The following is a 15,053-nucleotide window of genomic DNA, read 5'->3' on the forward strand; positions in this document are numbered from 1 at the left end:
AGCGGGGGGGGGCGGTGGGCGCCTCACATCCTATGCGCGAACTTGCGTCACCAGCATGAGCCGGGCAAATCGGGGCGGTGAATTATCCAGGCTAGGGGCTGGACCAGGGCCGGGGAAATCGAGTTTTCCTGAAGTTGGGCTTGAGGCCCGGTGGTCAGGCGCGAGGCCAAACGCCTATTGGGCCCGATCTTCGATCACCATAATAGGAAGGTCTGACGAAGCATTCAGCCACTGGAAAGGATCACGATCGTGCGCGCGCTGCCCCCGCTCCTGCGCGGACAGGAAGTCTTCCGGAATCTCCACTCCCTCAAACGCCGCAAAGAAACCTGACCAGTCCCCCTGCGGACATGCGGGCTGATCGCGGTCCACCAAAGGATTGTTTTCACTGTTCATGGCGTCTCCGAGATTTGGGGTCTGCCGTGCCTAGAGATTCCAGCGCTCAATGTCGGTTACCCGCAAATGACCCCACAGTGACCGCCTCACTTTCAAGATGTATATGTACTCATCGTCATGGCCGCAGCCATCGGTATTGAGTGTCACCCAATAGGTGGGCCACCAACCAGCATGACTATCGATCCGGCGTATCTTCAAGGCCTGCAACTGGGCCATGCACGCTTGAAAGGTCGTATAATCATCGGAAGAAAAAGTACTACTGGGCACGGCGTTCAAAAGCCGTCGATTAATAACACCCTTATCCTGAAAGCCTGCCAGCGCTTGGGTGACGGAGACCCAATCCGCCAATGCCGCCTGCGGCGTCAGATCTCCGCGTTCCAATCCCGAGGGTATCGGGCGGTCAGCATGGGCTTGTTGGCATGACAATATGACCACCAGCCCAGTAAGCATCGCCCATCCGCGCATGCCCGCCGCCCTTACCGCAATCACGTATCCCCACATGCTATGGCATTGACCATAGGAAGAGAATACGGCCCCGTCCTTTTACAGCTTATACCCCACCTTGAAGAACACGGTACGCGGCGGGCTTTCGACGAAGGTCCACACCGTGCCGGCGGCGGAGGCGGAGTAGCTGCCACCCTGGGGCAGGCGGCGGTCGGCCAGGTTGCGCACGGTGGCGGAGAAGGTCCAGCGTTCGTCCTCCGTCGTGTATTTGGCGAACAGGTTGACGTTCCACTGCGCCGGGATGGCCACCTGCCAGGAATTGGCCACGTCGGCGTAGGACAGGGTCTGGAACTGGGCGTCCACGCCGACCTGCGCCTGGCCCGGCACCGCCAGCGGCAGCGTGTAGGTGGGGGCCGTGCGGAAGGTCCAGCGCGGGGCGTAGGGCAAGCGGTTGCCACTGGCACTGGTGCCGATGCCGGCGTAGTTCGGGAACTGGTCGTACAGCGCCAGCGTGTAGCTGGCGGAATTGTCCCAGCGCAAGCCCTCGAACGGCTGGATGGTGGTTTCCAGCTCAAATCCCTCGGTATAGGCCGACGCCGCGTTCAGGCGGCGGGAGCGCAGAGTGGCCGGGTCGGTCGCCGTCGCCTGCAGGTTGGTGTAGTCGTTGTAGTAGAGTGCCAGGTTGACCAGCAGGCGCCGTTCCCACCACTGGCTTTTCACGCCCACCTCATACGTCTCGACCTTTTCCGGCTGATAGGGCAGCTGGGCGTTGATCAACGCGCTGGCGCGATTGTCGAAGCCGCCAGCCTTGAAGCCCTTGGAATAGCTGGCATAGGTCAGGAGGTCCGGCGTCCATTGGTAGGAGGCGGCGAACTTGGGCGTCAGGGAATACCAGGTAGCGTCCGACTTGGTCTGGAAGGCACCGGCCTTGTTGGTGGCGGTGGCTGGCACGATGGGGTTGCCGGCGGCGTCGGTGATGCGGGTGCCCGTCAACGTGTCGTCGAACTGTCGATAGGTGAAGTCGCGGCTTTCGATGGTGTAGCGCAGGCCGACGGTGCCGGTCAGCTTGTCGGTGACGTGGTAGTCACCCTGGCCGTAGGCCGCGTAGCTGTCGGTCTTGGTGTTGCCCACCTGGTCCTGCGGCGGGTTGGCCAGGCTGGGATAGCTGAAGCCGTTGCGGTCGCTGGAGAAGTTTTCGTGCAGGTAGAACAGGCCGCTGGTGAAGTCCAGCGGACCCCAGCTGCCGTTGGCCTGGAACTCCTGCGTCAGCTCATTCTCGTAATAGCGGATGAAGTTCACCTGCTTCACCGCCGCCTCGCCGTCATTGTCGTAGGTGACGGGGGCCTGGCCGAACAGGCGATAGGCGGTGACGGACTTCAGGGTCAGCTTGTCGCCCAGGGCCTGGGTGATGCGCAGCGCCGCCCCGCCGGAGTTGGAGTTGTTCTGCGGCTGCGGCTCCGCGAACGACAGCGAGGGGTCGAAGCCGCCGCCCGGCTGGCTCTTGGGCGTGTAATAGGCAGTGGTGGAGCGGTCGCGCTTGGCATCCAGGGTCAATTGGATGTCCAGGTCGTCGGTGGCCTGCAGCTTCAGCTTGGCGCGGGCGCTGTCCACATTCAGGTCGTTCACGTCCTTGTTGATGGTGGGATCGCGGGTATAGCCGTCGTGCTGCTCATGCCCATAGGCCAGGCTGGCGTACAGCTTGTTGGCGATCAGGGGGCCGGAGACGTAGCCATGGCTCTCGAACGCGCCCCAGGTGCCGACGCCGGCATCCACCGACAACCGCACCTCGTCGTTCGGGTCGCGGGTGATGTAGCGGATGGCGCCGGCGCTGGTGTTGCGGCCATAGAGCGTGCCCTGCGGCCCGCGCAAGACCTCCACCCGCTCCAACTCCGCCAGCAGGGGCGACGCGGCGATGGAGCGCGGAATGTAGACGTCATCCACATACTGGGCGATGGCGGGGTCGAAAATGGGGTCGGTCTCACCAATGCCGCGCAGGAAGAACAGCTGGGTCGTCGGCGTGATGCCACCGCGCGGCACCGTCAGGCCGGGCACCAGGCCCGCCAGGTCGCGTACCGTGCTGATGTGCTGGTCCTGAAGAGTGTCGGCGGTGTAGGCGGTCAGCGCGATGGGCGTTTCCTGCAGGCGGGTCTGGCGCTTTTCCGCTGTCACCACGATGTCGGCGATGCCGCCGCTGGCTTCCAGATCCGGTGCTGCCTCGGCCACGGGGGCCGGGGCCGTCTGGGCGGACGTGGATGCCGTCAGCGCGCACAGGGCACTCCCCAGCAGCAACGAGGAAACAGCAACAGGGGAAAACGAGGCCCGGCGAACCATGGAAGAGTGCTCCGCGAAACGAATGGGGAAGCACTCGTTTGGCGTATTTCACAGTTCCATAAAAACGAGATTTGCTTATGTGATCGGTGATTAACCGTCAAATGACTGTGATTTTTGCCAATACCACAGATATTTCCGTTAGGATGGCGACAACCGAAACCGCCTGGCCGCTATCGCCCAAGCCACCGCACCGCCGCCGCGTCGGTATCATCCGGCCGGGTGTTGAAGGCGATACGGGTCTGGGGGGCGGCGCGATGGATGGTGTTCAGCACCGTTTCCAGCAGGATGAGGTTGGCCGGCGGGTTGCGGATGCCGGCGCCGATCACCACCACGTCATAGGTCGCGCGGGACAAGGCGGCGGCGACTTCCGTCTCCGCCACGGCGGGGGCGGGCTGGATATACAAGCTGTCGCAACTGTAGCCCTGGCCCTCCAGCGACTGTTTGGACGCGGTCACGCCTGCCCGAACCTTGTCGGCGGTCATGCCCGGGATGATCCCTGGTGCCGTGTAGTCGACGGTGTCGGGATCCTGGCCGACGATCAGGATACGATGAGTCATGGCGCAAAACTCCCCCAGGTTTGCGACGAAAGGATGCAAGGAAGGCGCTCCTGACGCAAGTGTCGGGCAACCGTGCGCCAGGGGCACTCCATTATGAGTTCCCGACGACCATCCCCAGCGCCTGTGCGATCCGGGACAGCTTGTCGGGGTTGCGGGTGATGTAGATGGCGGTGATGCGGCCATCCTCGATCTCGAACGCGGTGGTCTGCAGCATCGCGCCCCGCTCCATGCTGGCATAGCCGGGCAGGCCATCGATGCGCAGGGGCCGGATGAAGACGGCCGTCTGGAACTCCCCCTTGGCGTGCAGGCTGGCGAACAGGCGTGTCAGGCGGTCCACCCCGACGATGGGGTTGCGGAAGGCATGCACCTTGCCGCCGCCGTCGGCCCGCAGCACCACGTCCTGCGCCAGCAGGCCGCGCAGGGTGTCCACATCGCCCAGGTGGGAGGCGGCATAGAAGGCCTGGGCGATGCGCTCCCCCTCCTCCGGCGCCACGGGATAGCGGGGACGCGCCTCCTGCACATGGCGGCGGGCGCGCACGGCCAGTTGGCGCACGGCGGCGGCATCGCGGTGCAGGGTGCCCGCCACCTCATCCAATGCCACGCCGAACACGTCGTGCAGCAGGAAGGCCGCCCGCTCCAGCGGCGACAGCCGTTCCAGCGCCAACATCAGCGTCAGAGTCAGGTCATCCTCGCCCGCGTCCTCATCACTGCCGGCCAGGGGCTCCGGCAGCCAGGCGCCGACATACGTCTCCCGCCGCACCCGGGCCGACTTCAACGTGTCCAGGCACAGGCGGGTGACGATGCGCGACAGGAAGGCGGCGGGGACCTCCACCGTGGCCTGGTCCGCCTGGCGCCAGCGCAGGTAGGCGTCCTGCACCACATCCTCCGCTTCCGCCAGGGAGCCCAGCATGCGATAGGCCAGGCGCACCAGCCGGGGCCGCTGCGCCTGGAAGATCGCGGTGGCGTCCCCCTCCCCCATCACGCGGCCGTCGCGGCGCTATGGGCCACCGGCGGGTGGGCGGCGCGGAAGCCCACCTGCAGGCGGTTCCACAGGTTGATGAGGCCGATGGCCAGGCTCAGATGCACCTGCTCCGCCTCCGTGAAGTGGGCCTGCACCAGGGCATAGTCCTCATCCGGCGCGCCGGTGTCGGCCACGCGGGTCAAGGCTTCCGTCCAGGCCAGGGCGGCGCGCTCCCGATCGGTGTACAGCGAGGAATCCCGCCAGGCGTTCAGCAGGTGCAGGCGCATCTCCGTCTCCCCCATCTTGCGGGCGTCGGTGACGTGCATGTGCAGGCAGAAGGCGCAGCCGTTGATCTGCGACGCGCGGATCTTCACCAGTTCCAGCAGCGCCGGCTCCAGCCCGCCGGCCTTGAGGGCGGTGCTGGCTGCCAGCAGTCCCTTGATGGTCTCGGGCGCCAGCTTGAACGCGTCAGTGAGGCGGGGGGTATGGGTGCTCATCGTCATCTCCATCAGATCATGCGTCATCGCATGACCCAAAGACGAGATGGCTTCACGGCCGTGTGACATGGCGGTCGAAAAAAATCCGCACCCTTATGTCGGATGCCGAAAGAGCAACCCATGGGTTGTGGGCGTGCCGGGTTTTCGATGAATATCTTCCCGTGGTCAGGGGGCGGATGGGCCGCCTCCCCGCCACAGGAAGAAAGGAAATTGGATGCTCATCCGATCCTTCTTCCTTCATCTCCGCTTCCGGTTCCTCGGCATGGCCGTTGAACTGAAACTGGGGAGGTGAAGGGCGCCGGGGGGAGTAGCCGCTCTCCCCGGTTGCCCTCGGAAAATACCGCAGATCCCACGACCCCGCAATCAGGCGCCCTTAAAGTTTCGCCAACACCTCATGCAGGCTGTCGTCCCACAGCGGCCGCACATCCACCGGGGCGGGGATGACGCCGGCGGCGGCGAAGGTGTCGGCCACGTCCTGTTGCGAGGCGATGGCCGCGTCGCTGACGGGCAGCAGGCGATAGGCGGCGCTGCGTTCCCGGTACTCCTGGAGGTAGGCGGCCTCGGGGATGTTGGTCAGCTGCGCCCGAAGGCGAGCCCAGCGGGTGTAATCGGCCTCGATCCAGGCCAGGGTCTTGGCGTAGCGCTGCAGGTAATCGGTGATGGCGCGCCGCTTCAGCGGATCGGCCAGGGCGTCCTTGGAGGCCGCCACCAGATAGTTGCCGGACAGGCGGTTCAGGCCGGTGGTCAGCACCCGCGCCCCACCCTCGCGGGCCAGCTGCACCACCACGCCATAGATGACCCAGGCGTCCAGGCTGCCCTGGTTGAAGGCCGCTAGGCCGTCCTGCGGCGACAACGCCACGGGGGTGATGTCGGCGAAGGTCAGCCCCTGTTCCTTCAGGATCTTCAGCAGCATGTATTGCGTGGTGGTGGCGCGGACATAGCCCACGCGCTTGCCCTTCAGGTCCGCCGTGGTCTGCAGCGGGCTGTCCTTGGGCACCAGCACCACCTGGTTGTTCACGTCGCCCTGCAACACGGCGATGATGCGTACCAAGGGGTTGGCGGCGGCGATGAAGATGGGCGGGATCTCGCTCATGCCGCCCACGTCCAGGGAATGGGCGTTGATCGCCTCCGCGATCAGGTTGCCGCCGGCGAACTGGGCCGTTTCCAGGGTGTAGGGCGTGTCGGCCACGCCCGCCTGCTCGAAGAAGGAGTCCGGATTGCCCCGGTATGTCGCCGCGCGCAGGGTGACGCCGGCCAGGTCCGCGTCCTTCTTGCGGCCACAGGCACCCAGGTTTAGGGCGCCCAGGCCCAAGGCCCCCGCCGCCAGCCCCCGCAGGGCGGACCGGCGCGATATCAGCATCATGGGTTCGATCTTTCCTTTATCCTTCAGTAGCCGCGCGCCAGATCGACCACGTCCTCCAGCGGTTCCCCGCGACGAAAACGGATCAGATTATGGGCCAGCTGGGCCGCCAGGTTGGCGTGGGTATCCGGCGTGTAGACGGAGGTGTGCGGCGACAGGCGCACGCGGGGGTGGCTGTAGTACGGGTGGCCGTCCGGCAAAGGTTCCGGATGCGTCACGTCCAGGGTGGCCAGCGACACCCGCCCCTCCGCCAGCGCGGCCAGCAGCGCCTGGTCGTCGATCAGCGCGCCGCGCGCCACATTGACCAGATGCAGGCCGGGCTTGGCGGCGGCCAGCACGCGGGTGTTCACCAGATGATGGGTTTCCGCCGTCGCGGGCGCCGCCAGCACCACATGGTCGGCGCGGGCGAACAATTCCAACACATCATCCACCCGCTCCACACCCGGCACGCCCAGGTCGCCGGCCCCGCGCCGTGTGGCCAGCACCGTCATGCCCAGGGCCAGGGCCTTGGGCGCCAGGGCCTGGCCGATGCCGCCGAAGCCGACGATGCCCAGGGTGGCCCCCTCCACCAGGCCTAGGGGTGACGGTTGCCAGTCGTCCGCGCGGCTGACCCAGATCTCCGGGAAGCGCTTGGCGGCGGCGAAGATGGCGGCCAGCGAGAACTCGGCCAGGGCGGTGGCGGAGGTGCGCTTGGCCGCCGTCACCACCGGCCCGTCGAACAGCCAGTGGGGATAGAAGTCGATGCCGACCGAGACCAGCTGCACCCAGCGCAGGTTGAACGGCCAGCCCGGCGGCTGGGCCGGCAGGTCGCCACCGGCACGGCGGAAGGGCGCGGCCACGAAGACGTCGGCGTCGCGCGGCCACTCGGCCGGCACCCCCCGGGGCAGGGTGATCAGTTCGACCGCCCCCTCCCCCGTCGCGGCGCTGACCCGCCGCGCCACCTCGGCATTGATGGGCTCGGTCAGCTGGCTGACCACGCGGATGGGGCTCATTCGGCCGCCACCGCCGTCGCGTGTCCCGCCTCCCTCGCGGCCGCCGCCTGACGCACCAGGGGAATGAGGTCACGGCCATACTCGATGGCGTCCACCAACGGGTCGAAGCCCCGGATGAGGAAGGTGCGGACGCCGAGATCATAGTAATCCAGCAGCGATTCCGTCACCTGCTCCGGCGTGCCCACCAGGCTGGTGGAATTGCCCTGGGCGCCGGTCAGGGCGGCGATCTCCGTCCACAGGCGCTTGTCCCGCACCTTGCCGGCCGCAGCCGCCGCCAGCAAGCGCTGGGAGCCCACGTTCTGCGGCTCTCCCGCGCGCACCGGCCGGAAGGTCGACTGGGTGGCGCGCAGGTGCTTGGCCTGTTCCAGGATGCGCTCGGCCTTGGCCCAGGCCTCTTCCTCCGTACGGCCCAGGATGGGGCGCAGCGACAGGCTGAACTGGACATGGTCCTGGCGGCCATGCAGGGCGGCGGCGGCCCGCACCTTGGTGATGGTGTCGCGCACGTCGTCCAGCGGTTCGCCCCACAGGGCGTAGACATCGGCATGTTTGCCGGCCACGGCGATGGCCTCGTCCGAGGACCCGCCGAAATAGATGGGCAGCGTGCCGTTGACCGGCCGCACGTAGGAATGCGAGCCGCGCGACTTGTAATAGGGCCCGTCATGGTCGAAGGGGGCGGTGCTGGTCCACACCTTGCGCACCACCTCCAGATAGTCGTCGGTGCGGGCGTAGCGTTCCGTCTTGTTCAGGAAGTCGCCGTCGCGCTGCTGTTCCTCATCCGACCCGCCGGTGATGATGTGCACGGCCAGGCGGCCCTGGCTGAAATGATCCAGCGAGGCCAGTTGCCGGGCAGCCAGGGTAGGCGCCACGAAGCCGGGACGGTGGGCCAGCAGGATCTTCAGCCGCTCCGTCTGCTGCACGGCGTAGGCCGCGATCTGGAAGCCATCGGGCGAGGCGCTGGAGTGCGCGATCAGCACACGGTCGAAGCCGGCATACTCCTGGGCCCGCGCCACGGTGCCGATGTAGTCGCGGTCGATGATGGGGCCGCTGCCGGGCCGGGTCTCGGACCCATCCTGCGACCCGATGAAGCCGATGAACTGCAAGGTGTTGGACATGGCGGAACCTCTTAAGGATAAGGGGCGTCAGTTCGGTGTGGCGGCGGCGAAGGCGGCGCGGCCGGCGCCGAGCAGCACCGCATCGGCCTGGGGGGTATGGATGCGGCCGCACAGCACGTCGCGGTAATGCCGCTCCAGCGGGTTGTGGCGGGTGGTGCCGGGGTTGCCGGTCAGGCGTATCGCCGTCTCCACCGCCTGGATGGCGTTCTCCGTCACCAGATGCTTGACCAGGCCGGCCTCCACCGCACTGGTCTCCCCGCGGGTGGCAGCGGCCAGCAGGGCGCGGTTGGACAGCAGCAGGCCGTCGATGGCGCCCACCGCCTCCTGGAAGCGCGGCAGGGTGGACAGGGCGGCCCCCAGGTTGCTGGGCACCCGCTGACGGGCGAAGGCGATCAGCCAGTCGCGCGCCGCCTCCGCCACCGCGTCATAAATGCCGGCGGTCAGGACGGCGGCCCAGGCGCCGAACAGGGCGTCGCGCGGCCCGGCCACCCCGGGCGCCCGCAGGTCCAGCGCATGGTCGAGCGGCGTGGGCACATCCTCCAGGATCACGTCGTGGCTGCCGCTGGCGCGCAGTCCCAGATGGTCCCAGGTCTCGACCACGCGGATACCGGGGCTGTCGCGGTGCACCAGGAAGCCGCCGACACGCGGCTGCGGCTCATCGGTGCGGGCCCAGACCAGCAGCCAGGTCAGCGCCGGGATGCCGGTGGAATAGAGCTTGTGCCCGCTGATGGACCAGCCGTCCGCCGTGCGCCTCGCCACCGTGGCCGGCAGGCCGCCGCGCGCCGGCGTGCCCAGATCGGGCTCCACCCGCAGGGCGTTGATCAGCGCGCCCTTCTCCACCGCGTCCCGCGCCACCCGGGCGTAAACCGCGTCGGCCACGGCACGCTGGTCGGCGGTGGCATGGAACAGGTACTGCATCACCAGCACCAGGGCCGTGGCGGGGTCGCCCTTGGCCACGGCGCGCACCACCTTCAGCGTGGTGGCCAGGTCCGCCCCGGCCCCGCCCAGGGCGGGCGGCACCGTCAGGGCCAGCAGCCCCTGGGCGTGCAGGCTGTGGAAATTCTCGAAGGGGAAGCTGCCGTCGCGGTCATGCGCGGCCGCCCCGGCGGCGAACTCGGCGGTCAGCCCTGCCAGGATGCCATCCAGCGCCGCGCTGTCCAGCGTCGCCCCGGCCAGCCCCTCCTGGTCCGCCGCCACCCGGCGCAGGGCCGCCGTCATGACAGTCCCCCGCCCAGCTGGGCGCCGGCGCGGGCGCCGTTGGTGAAGCCGCCCCCATGGCCGTTGTGGCCGTTATGACCATTAACGGCGGGGGCCGATGGCCGGCTCCAGGCGGCGCGGATGCCGCCGGCCGGCGGCGCCGGCGGAATGAAGGCCAGGGGCGCCGTGTCGCGCGGCGCCGGCTGCTCCACCCCCAGATGGCCCAGCAGGCGGCGGCGCAGGGCCTGGAACTCCGGCCCCGCCTCCCGCGGGCGGGCCAGGGTCACCTTCTCCTCCACCGCCAGGCGGCCGTCGGCCAGCACCAGGATGCGGTCAGCCAGGGCGATCGCCTCATCCACGTCGTGGGTGACCAGCAGCACGGCCGGCCGGTGCGCCCGCCACAGCGACAGCACCAGCTGGTGCATGCGCAGGCGGGTCAGCGCGTCCAGCGCCGCGAAGGGTTCGTCCAGCAGCAGCAGTTGCGGCTCCCGCACCAGGGCGCGGGCCAGGGCGGCGCGCTGCGCCTCCCCCCCCGACAGCGTGGCCGGCCAAGCGTCAACGCGATGGCCCAGGCCCACCTCCTCCAGCGCGGCGGTGGCCTGAAGACGGCTGCGGCCGCTTTTCAGGCCCAGGGTGACGTTGCGCCACACCTTTTTCCAGGGCAGCAGGCGCGGCTCCTGGAAGACGACGGCGCGGGCGCCGGGGGTGGACACCTGCTCAGCCGGGGCGGCGTCCAAGCCGGCCAGGGTGCGCAGCAGGGTGGTCTTGCCCGAGCCGCTGCGGCCCAGCAGGGCCACGAACTCACCCGGGGCGATGTCCAGGTCCAGGTCGCGCAGCACGGTGACGTCGCCGAAGCGGCGGGTGAAGCCGCGCACCCGGACGGCGGCGGGGCCGGAAGACGCCGAAGGGGACGGCGCGGCGATGGGGGCGATGGGGGAAGCCATGGGTCAGCGCTCCAGGAAGGTGGGACGCCAGGCCAGCAGGCGGCGTTCCAGCAAGCGGACGAGGAAGTCGGTGCCAAGACCGAGGACGGCGTAGACGCCCAGGCAGACGACGATGATGTCGGTGCGCATGAAGTCGCGGGCGTTGTTGATGAGGTAGCCGAGCCCGGCGGAGGCGTTGATCTGCTCCGCCACCACCAGGCTGAGCCAGGCGTGCCCCAGGGCGTAGCGCAGGCCCACCAGGAAGGACGGGGTGGCGCCGGGCAGCACGACGTTGGTGATCAACTCCAGCCGCGACAGGCCGAAGCTGCGCCCCGCCTCCACCAGCTTGGCCTCGATGGCGCGGATGCCGGAGAACAGGGTGAGGTAGGTGGGAAAGGCGGCGCCCAGGGCGATCAGCGCCACCTTGGGCACCTCCCCTATGCCGAACCAGACGATGAACAGCGGTACCAGCGCCAGGAAGGGCAAGGTGCGCAGCATCTGCATCAGGGGGTCGACCAGCGTCTCCCCCCGCCGGAACAGGCCGGCGGCCACGGCCAGCACCGTGCCCACGGTGACGCCGATGCCCAGCCCGGTGACCACGCGGGCCAGCGACACCAGCAGGTTGGACGGCAGTTCCCCTGACACCAGCAAGGTCCAGAAGGTGACCAGCACCGCGCTGGGGGCGGCCAGCACCCGGGGCGGCACCAACCCCACCCGCGACCCCACCTCCCACGCCAGCACCAGGGCCAGGGGCACGGTCCAGCGGGAATTGCCAAGATGGGACAGCAGGCGCCGGACCAGGGGGGCGCCGATGGGCGCGGTGGCGGGCGCGCCGGCGGGCCGCGCGGCCCCGGGCAGCGCCGGGGCCTGGGGGTCGTCAAGGACCAGGGACAAAGCCGCACCTCATTTCACAGGGAAATTTCGGTGATCAAGGATCACTAATACCCATTAAATGACGTGGGATTTAATGCGGCAATGGACTTCTGGTGCTGTGAATCTTTTAAAATTCTCAAGGGTGGGGCGCGGGTGGGTAAGCAGCATCGGACGGCGTCAAATGTAGCGAGGCGACGACGACGGGCGGCAGGCGCTACACAGCGGCTGGATATTGAAGACCTACGAATACCCCATGGCTAATAATCATCGGGCACAAGAGATAGCGCCGGCCGTCGAACGGCCGGCGCCGCGCGTTAAGTTGAGGGCTTTAGTGGCTGGCGCTGGTAGAAGGCAGCGGTGGCTGCGGAGGAAGTACCCCTCCTACCATGAGATCCGGATCGAAGGTGTAGACCCGGTGCGTCTGCACGCTTTTAATCGACGTCACCACCACCGAAAGGAAACCCATGATCTGCCACAGTCCAGATGGGGCGCTCACGGTTAGGTTTGACGCGTCGCCGGTACTCATAGAACTATCCGTCGTGTTCATATCCCCCTGGGTCGACCCCAGGCTCGACTGCTGAGGCGGATTAAACGCCTGCTGCGTCGTAAAAGCTTGCACCGTGGTCGAAGTGGGGTTGGAGACCGCGCTTGCGCTCACAGGATCGCCATTCGGCTGCCAGATATTAATATGGCATGTTGCGTAGTTAGCGTCACAAGGCGAAAGGTAGAGCTGTTCATTGGCCGGCAATGGGCAATCGGCGCTGTAGGGCGCCGGGAGCGCCACCAATGTCAAGCCCTTGATGGCAATGGCCGACGTCGTGGTCGGATCATAGTACGCGAAAATAACAACGTTGATCCCGTCGCCGTTCTGTAATTGATAGCCGCCGGCAGCCACCCCAGACGGTTGCATGGCCGGCGTTCCGTTGGGCTCGACACCTGTGGGGTCCGATCCTTCGTTACCCAGCAAGTTGAAACGCAAGGCCGTGCTGACTTGGCGCACATCGAAGTCCAACCGCATGGTGTAGACGGTTGGCGTGGTACCGTTTTCACTGGTCACCGGTATCCTCCTTCTTGATCAGGGATAGTTGATAGCGACGGTCCAGACGCAGTTGCGCCAGCTCCGGCTCATGGTCGATTTCATTGGCGGCATAGCCGGCGGCTCGCGCACGGGCCAACAGATCCAGCGCCTGGTCTCGCCGGCCAAGGACTTCGTTGGCAACAGCGGCATTGAACAAAATATTTGGTGTGGGATTTCCAGCCAAGGCCAAGTCAAGCGCCGTGAGGGTGGGCGCCTCCTCCCCCAACTTGGCGTGGAAAAGCGCAGCCTTGACGTTGAGGGTCGGATCCTGGGGGGAGTTGGCCAATAGAGTTTCGAGATGGCGTAGCGCCACGCGATAGGCGTCTCGAGCCTCCGCCGTTTTGCCCGGCGTCCAACGATACGCATCGGCTAAATTACCCCAGGTTACGTAATACTGGCTGTAACCCTCCACCCGCGTCAGACGTTCGAACGCCTCCGCCGCCTGAGGGTATTGACCCAGGAAATACAAGTAATTACCCAGGTTGTTGTACAGCTGCGGCAACGGCCGGATGCGCAACCCACGCTGCACCGTCTGGATAGCCTCAACCGTGCGGCCCAGCATATGTTGCGCCGCGCTTAGGTTGGCATAGCCGTAGGCACTGTCTGGGGCCAACTCCAAGCTTTTTTTGAACATCTCTTCAGCTTGAACATAATCTGCCACGCTAAAGTAAACGGCGCCAATCTGATAATAAAATTCGAAGAAATTTGGGTGCGAATTAAGGCCGTATCTTAAAATCTTAATAGCGGAATTTGGATCCCTTTTTATCGAATATACAGACGCGATTCCTTGAATTGCAAAAGCATTGCCATCTTCAAGAATTAAAGCTTTTTGAAATTGATCGAATGCACCTTCCTTATTATTTGAATGATATTCGGCCCAAGCTACAGCAACATGTGCCATAGCCAATTGATCGTCCAATGAAAGGGCCAAACGCGCGGCGGCGGTGGCCTGTTGCAGCACTGTGGGGTCAGGTCGTTGAGACATGTAGCGCGAAAACAGCGCTAGGCTCAGACCAGCGGTAGCCGCAGCGTTGTTCGGATCGCGCGCCAATACTTTTTGAAAGCCGCTAACCGCCGCGTCGATGGCGCCCTTGTCCTCCGCGTGATAGAGGCGGTCCATGGCGGTATCGATCATGGACTGTATGCTCGCCGTGCCGGCATGCCCCGGCAGGCGGTCGCGCACGGCGGGCCACTCCATCACCAACCCGGCCGTCAGCACAACGCCCGCCACCCCGGCAACGGCGAGGGCGCGCCCGTGGCGGCGGGCCCAGGCGATGGCGCGGCGAGGCGGCTGGACCGATTTGGGGGGCGGCGCCGGGGTGGCCCCGGCGGCGATGGCACGCAGGGCGTCGCGCACGGCGTCCATGGTGGCGGGGCGGGCGGCGGGGTCAACCGCCAGCATGCGGTCCACCAGGTCGCACAGCGGCTTGGGCAGGGGCGTGCCGGGGACGTATAGGGAATCCGGCCGGCCGTTGAGGATGCGCTGCATGACGGCGCCCTCGCTGGGGGCGTCGAAGGCGCGGCGGCGGCCGAGCATCTCGAACACCAGGGCGCCGAAGGAAAATATGTCGGACAGGGTGTCGGGCTGGGCGCCCATGAACAGCTCGGGCGCCATATAGCTGACGGTGCCGCGCAGGCCGTCCCCCCGCTCCATGGTCGCGGCCAGGGTGTCCTGCGCCCGGGCGATGCCGGACAGGCGGGCCAGGCCGAAATCCACCAGCCGGGGGTGGCTGCGCTGGTCCAGGATGACGTTGGCGGGCTTGATGTCGGCGTGCACCACGCCCTGGCCGTGGGCCGCCGCCAGGGCGTCGGCCAACTGGGCGGCGATGTCCAGCGCCTGGTCCACCGGCAGGGGCCCTTGCGCCAGCCGGGCGGCCAGCGTCTCCCCCTCCACATGCTCCATGGCCAGGTAAGTCTGGTCGCCCTCCTGCTCCAGCCCGAAGATGCCGACGATGTTGGGGTGCTGCAGCCGCGCCAGGGCGCGCGCCTCACGGATGTGGGTCTTCAGGCCGTCCGCCGGGGCGTCGGTCTGGCGCAGTATCTTCAGCGCGACCGTGCGGTTCAGCACAGGATCCGTCGCCTGGACCACGGTGCCGTAGGAGCCAGTTCCAATAATACGCTCAATCTTATACTTGCTGATGGTCTGCGCGAACATCCAGCTCCCCCAACCGCGATTTGCGCGCGTCCACAACCATGATTAAATTGAACGACTACCCCGTTTGGGCACGGTGTGATTTCAGGTGACAACGGCTAGAAGTGTATCTTATTTCGCTCTGGTGATACATAATTATACCCGCATATGGCGTGGTTTCTAAGAATTGATCATTTTTTGCGA

At 66.6% G+C, this 15,053-nt stretch carries 14 protein-coding genes; all 14 read right to left on the reverse strand.

What is annotated here, in order from left to right:
• Positions 1-174 precede the first annotated feature (174 nt).
• The 14 genes from FBZ90_RS21090 to FBZ90_RS21155 all read right to left on the reverse strand — a co-directional run bounded on the left by FBZ90_RS21090 (position 175) and on the right by FBZ90_RS21155 (position 14,873).
• On the reverse strand, positions 175-393 hold the full coding sequence (locus FBZ90_RS21090) for a hypothetical protein (RefSeq protein WP_145620594.1): 219 nt from the start codon (positions 391-393) through the stop codon (positions 175-177).
• Positions 394-423: 30 nt separating this feature from the next.
• Positions 424-894: a hypothetical protein gene (locus FBZ90_RS21095; RefSeq protein WP_145734967.1), complete on the reverse strand. Its 471-nt coding sequence runs from the start codon at positions 892-894 to the stop codon at positions 424-426.
• A 42-nt stretch (positions 895-936) separates the two neighbouring features.
• A complete protein-coding gene (locus FBZ90_RS21100) occupies positions 937-3,168 on the reverse strand; it encodes a TonB-dependent receptor (RefSeq protein WP_145734968.1) in 2,232 nt (743 codons plus the stop codon).
• 170 nt (positions 3,169-3,338) lie between these two features.
• Positions 3,339-3,725, reverse strand: coding sequence for a hypothetical protein (locus FBZ90_RS21105; protein WP_145734969.1), 387 nt, complete (start codon positions 3,723-3,725; stop codon positions 3,339-3,341).
• A 91-nt stretch (positions 3,726-3,816) separates the two neighbouring features.
• Entirely contained in the window at positions 3,817-4,704 is an 888-nt protein-coding gene (locus FBZ90_RS21110) for a sigma-70 family RNA polymerase sigma factor (protein WP_145734970.1), read from the reverse strand.
• The gene (locus tag FBZ90_RS21115; RefSeq protein WP_145734971.1) at positions 4,704-5,183 is read right to left on the reverse strand and encodes a carboxymuconolactone decarboxylase family protein; all 480 of its coding nucleotides are present in this window, start codon (positions 5,181-5,183) and stop codon (positions 4,704-4,706) included. Before FBZ90_RS21115 ends, FBZ90_RS21110 begins: the two co-directional genes overlap by 1 nt.
• Before the next feature lie 373 nt (positions 5,184-5,556).
• Positions 5,557-6,546, reverse strand: coding sequence for an ABC transporter substrate-binding protein (locus FBZ90_RS21120; protein ID WP_145734972.1), 990 nt, complete (start codon positions 6,544-6,546; stop codon positions 5,557-5,559).
• 23 nt (positions 6,547-6,569) lie between these two features.
• The gene (locus FBZ90_RS21125) at positions 6,570-7,535 is read right to left on the reverse strand and encodes a D-isomer specific 2-hydroxyacid dehydrogenase family protein (RefSeq protein ID WP_145734973.1); all 966 of its coding nucleotides are present in this window, start codon (positions 7,533-7,535) and stop codon (positions 6,570-6,572) included.
• Positions 7,532-8,647, reverse strand: coding sequence for an LLM class flavin-dependent oxidoreductase (locus tag FBZ90_RS21130; protein WP_145734974.1), 1,116 nt, complete (start codon positions 8,645-8,647; stop codon positions 7,532-7,534). The genes FBZ90_RS21125 and FBZ90_RS21130 overlap by 4 nt, the downstream gene beginning before the upstream one ends.
• A 27-nt stretch (positions 8,648-8,674) precedes the next feature.
• On the reverse strand, positions 8,675-9,865 hold the full coding sequence (locus FBZ90_RS21135; RefSeq protein WP_145734975.1) for an acyl-CoA dehydrogenase family protein: 1,191 nt from the start codon (positions 9,863-9,865) through the stop codon (positions 8,675-8,677).
• On the reverse strand, positions 9,862-10,788 hold the full coding sequence (locus FBZ90_RS21140; RefSeq protein ID WP_145734976.1) for an ABC transporter ATP-binding protein: 927 nt from the start codon (positions 10,786-10,788) through the stop codon (positions 9,862-9,864). The genes FBZ90_RS21135 and FBZ90_RS21140 overlap by 4 nt, the downstream gene beginning before the upstream one ends.
• A gap of 3 nt (positions 10,789-10,791) precedes the next feature.
• Positions 10,792-11,661, reverse strand: coding sequence for an ABC transporter permease (locus FBZ90_RS21145; protein ID WP_186455968.1), 870 nt, complete (start codon positions 11,659-11,661; stop codon positions 10,792-10,794).
• 307 nt (positions 11,662-11,968) lie between these two features.
• The gene (locus FBZ90_RS21150; protein WP_145734977.1) at positions 11,969-12,697 is read right to left on the reverse strand and encodes a hypothetical protein; all 729 of its coding nucleotides are present in this window, start codon (positions 12,695-12,697) and stop codon (positions 11,969-11,971) included.
• Positions 12,687-14,873 (reverse strand): serine/threonine-protein kinase, encoded by a 2,187-nt coding sequence (locus tag FBZ90_RS21155; RefSeq protein WP_145734978.1) that lies wholly within the window; start codon positions 14,871-14,873, stop codon positions 12,687-12,689. Before FBZ90_RS21155 ends, FBZ90_RS21150 begins: the two co-directional genes overlap by 11 nt.
• Positions 14,874-15,053 lie beyond the last annotated feature (180 nt).

Source organism: Nitrospirillum pindoramense (assembly GCF_007827955.1).
Lineage (GTDB): Bacteria > Pseudomonadota > Alphaproteobacteria > Azospirillales > Azospirillaceae > Nitrospirillum > Nitrospirillum amazonense_B.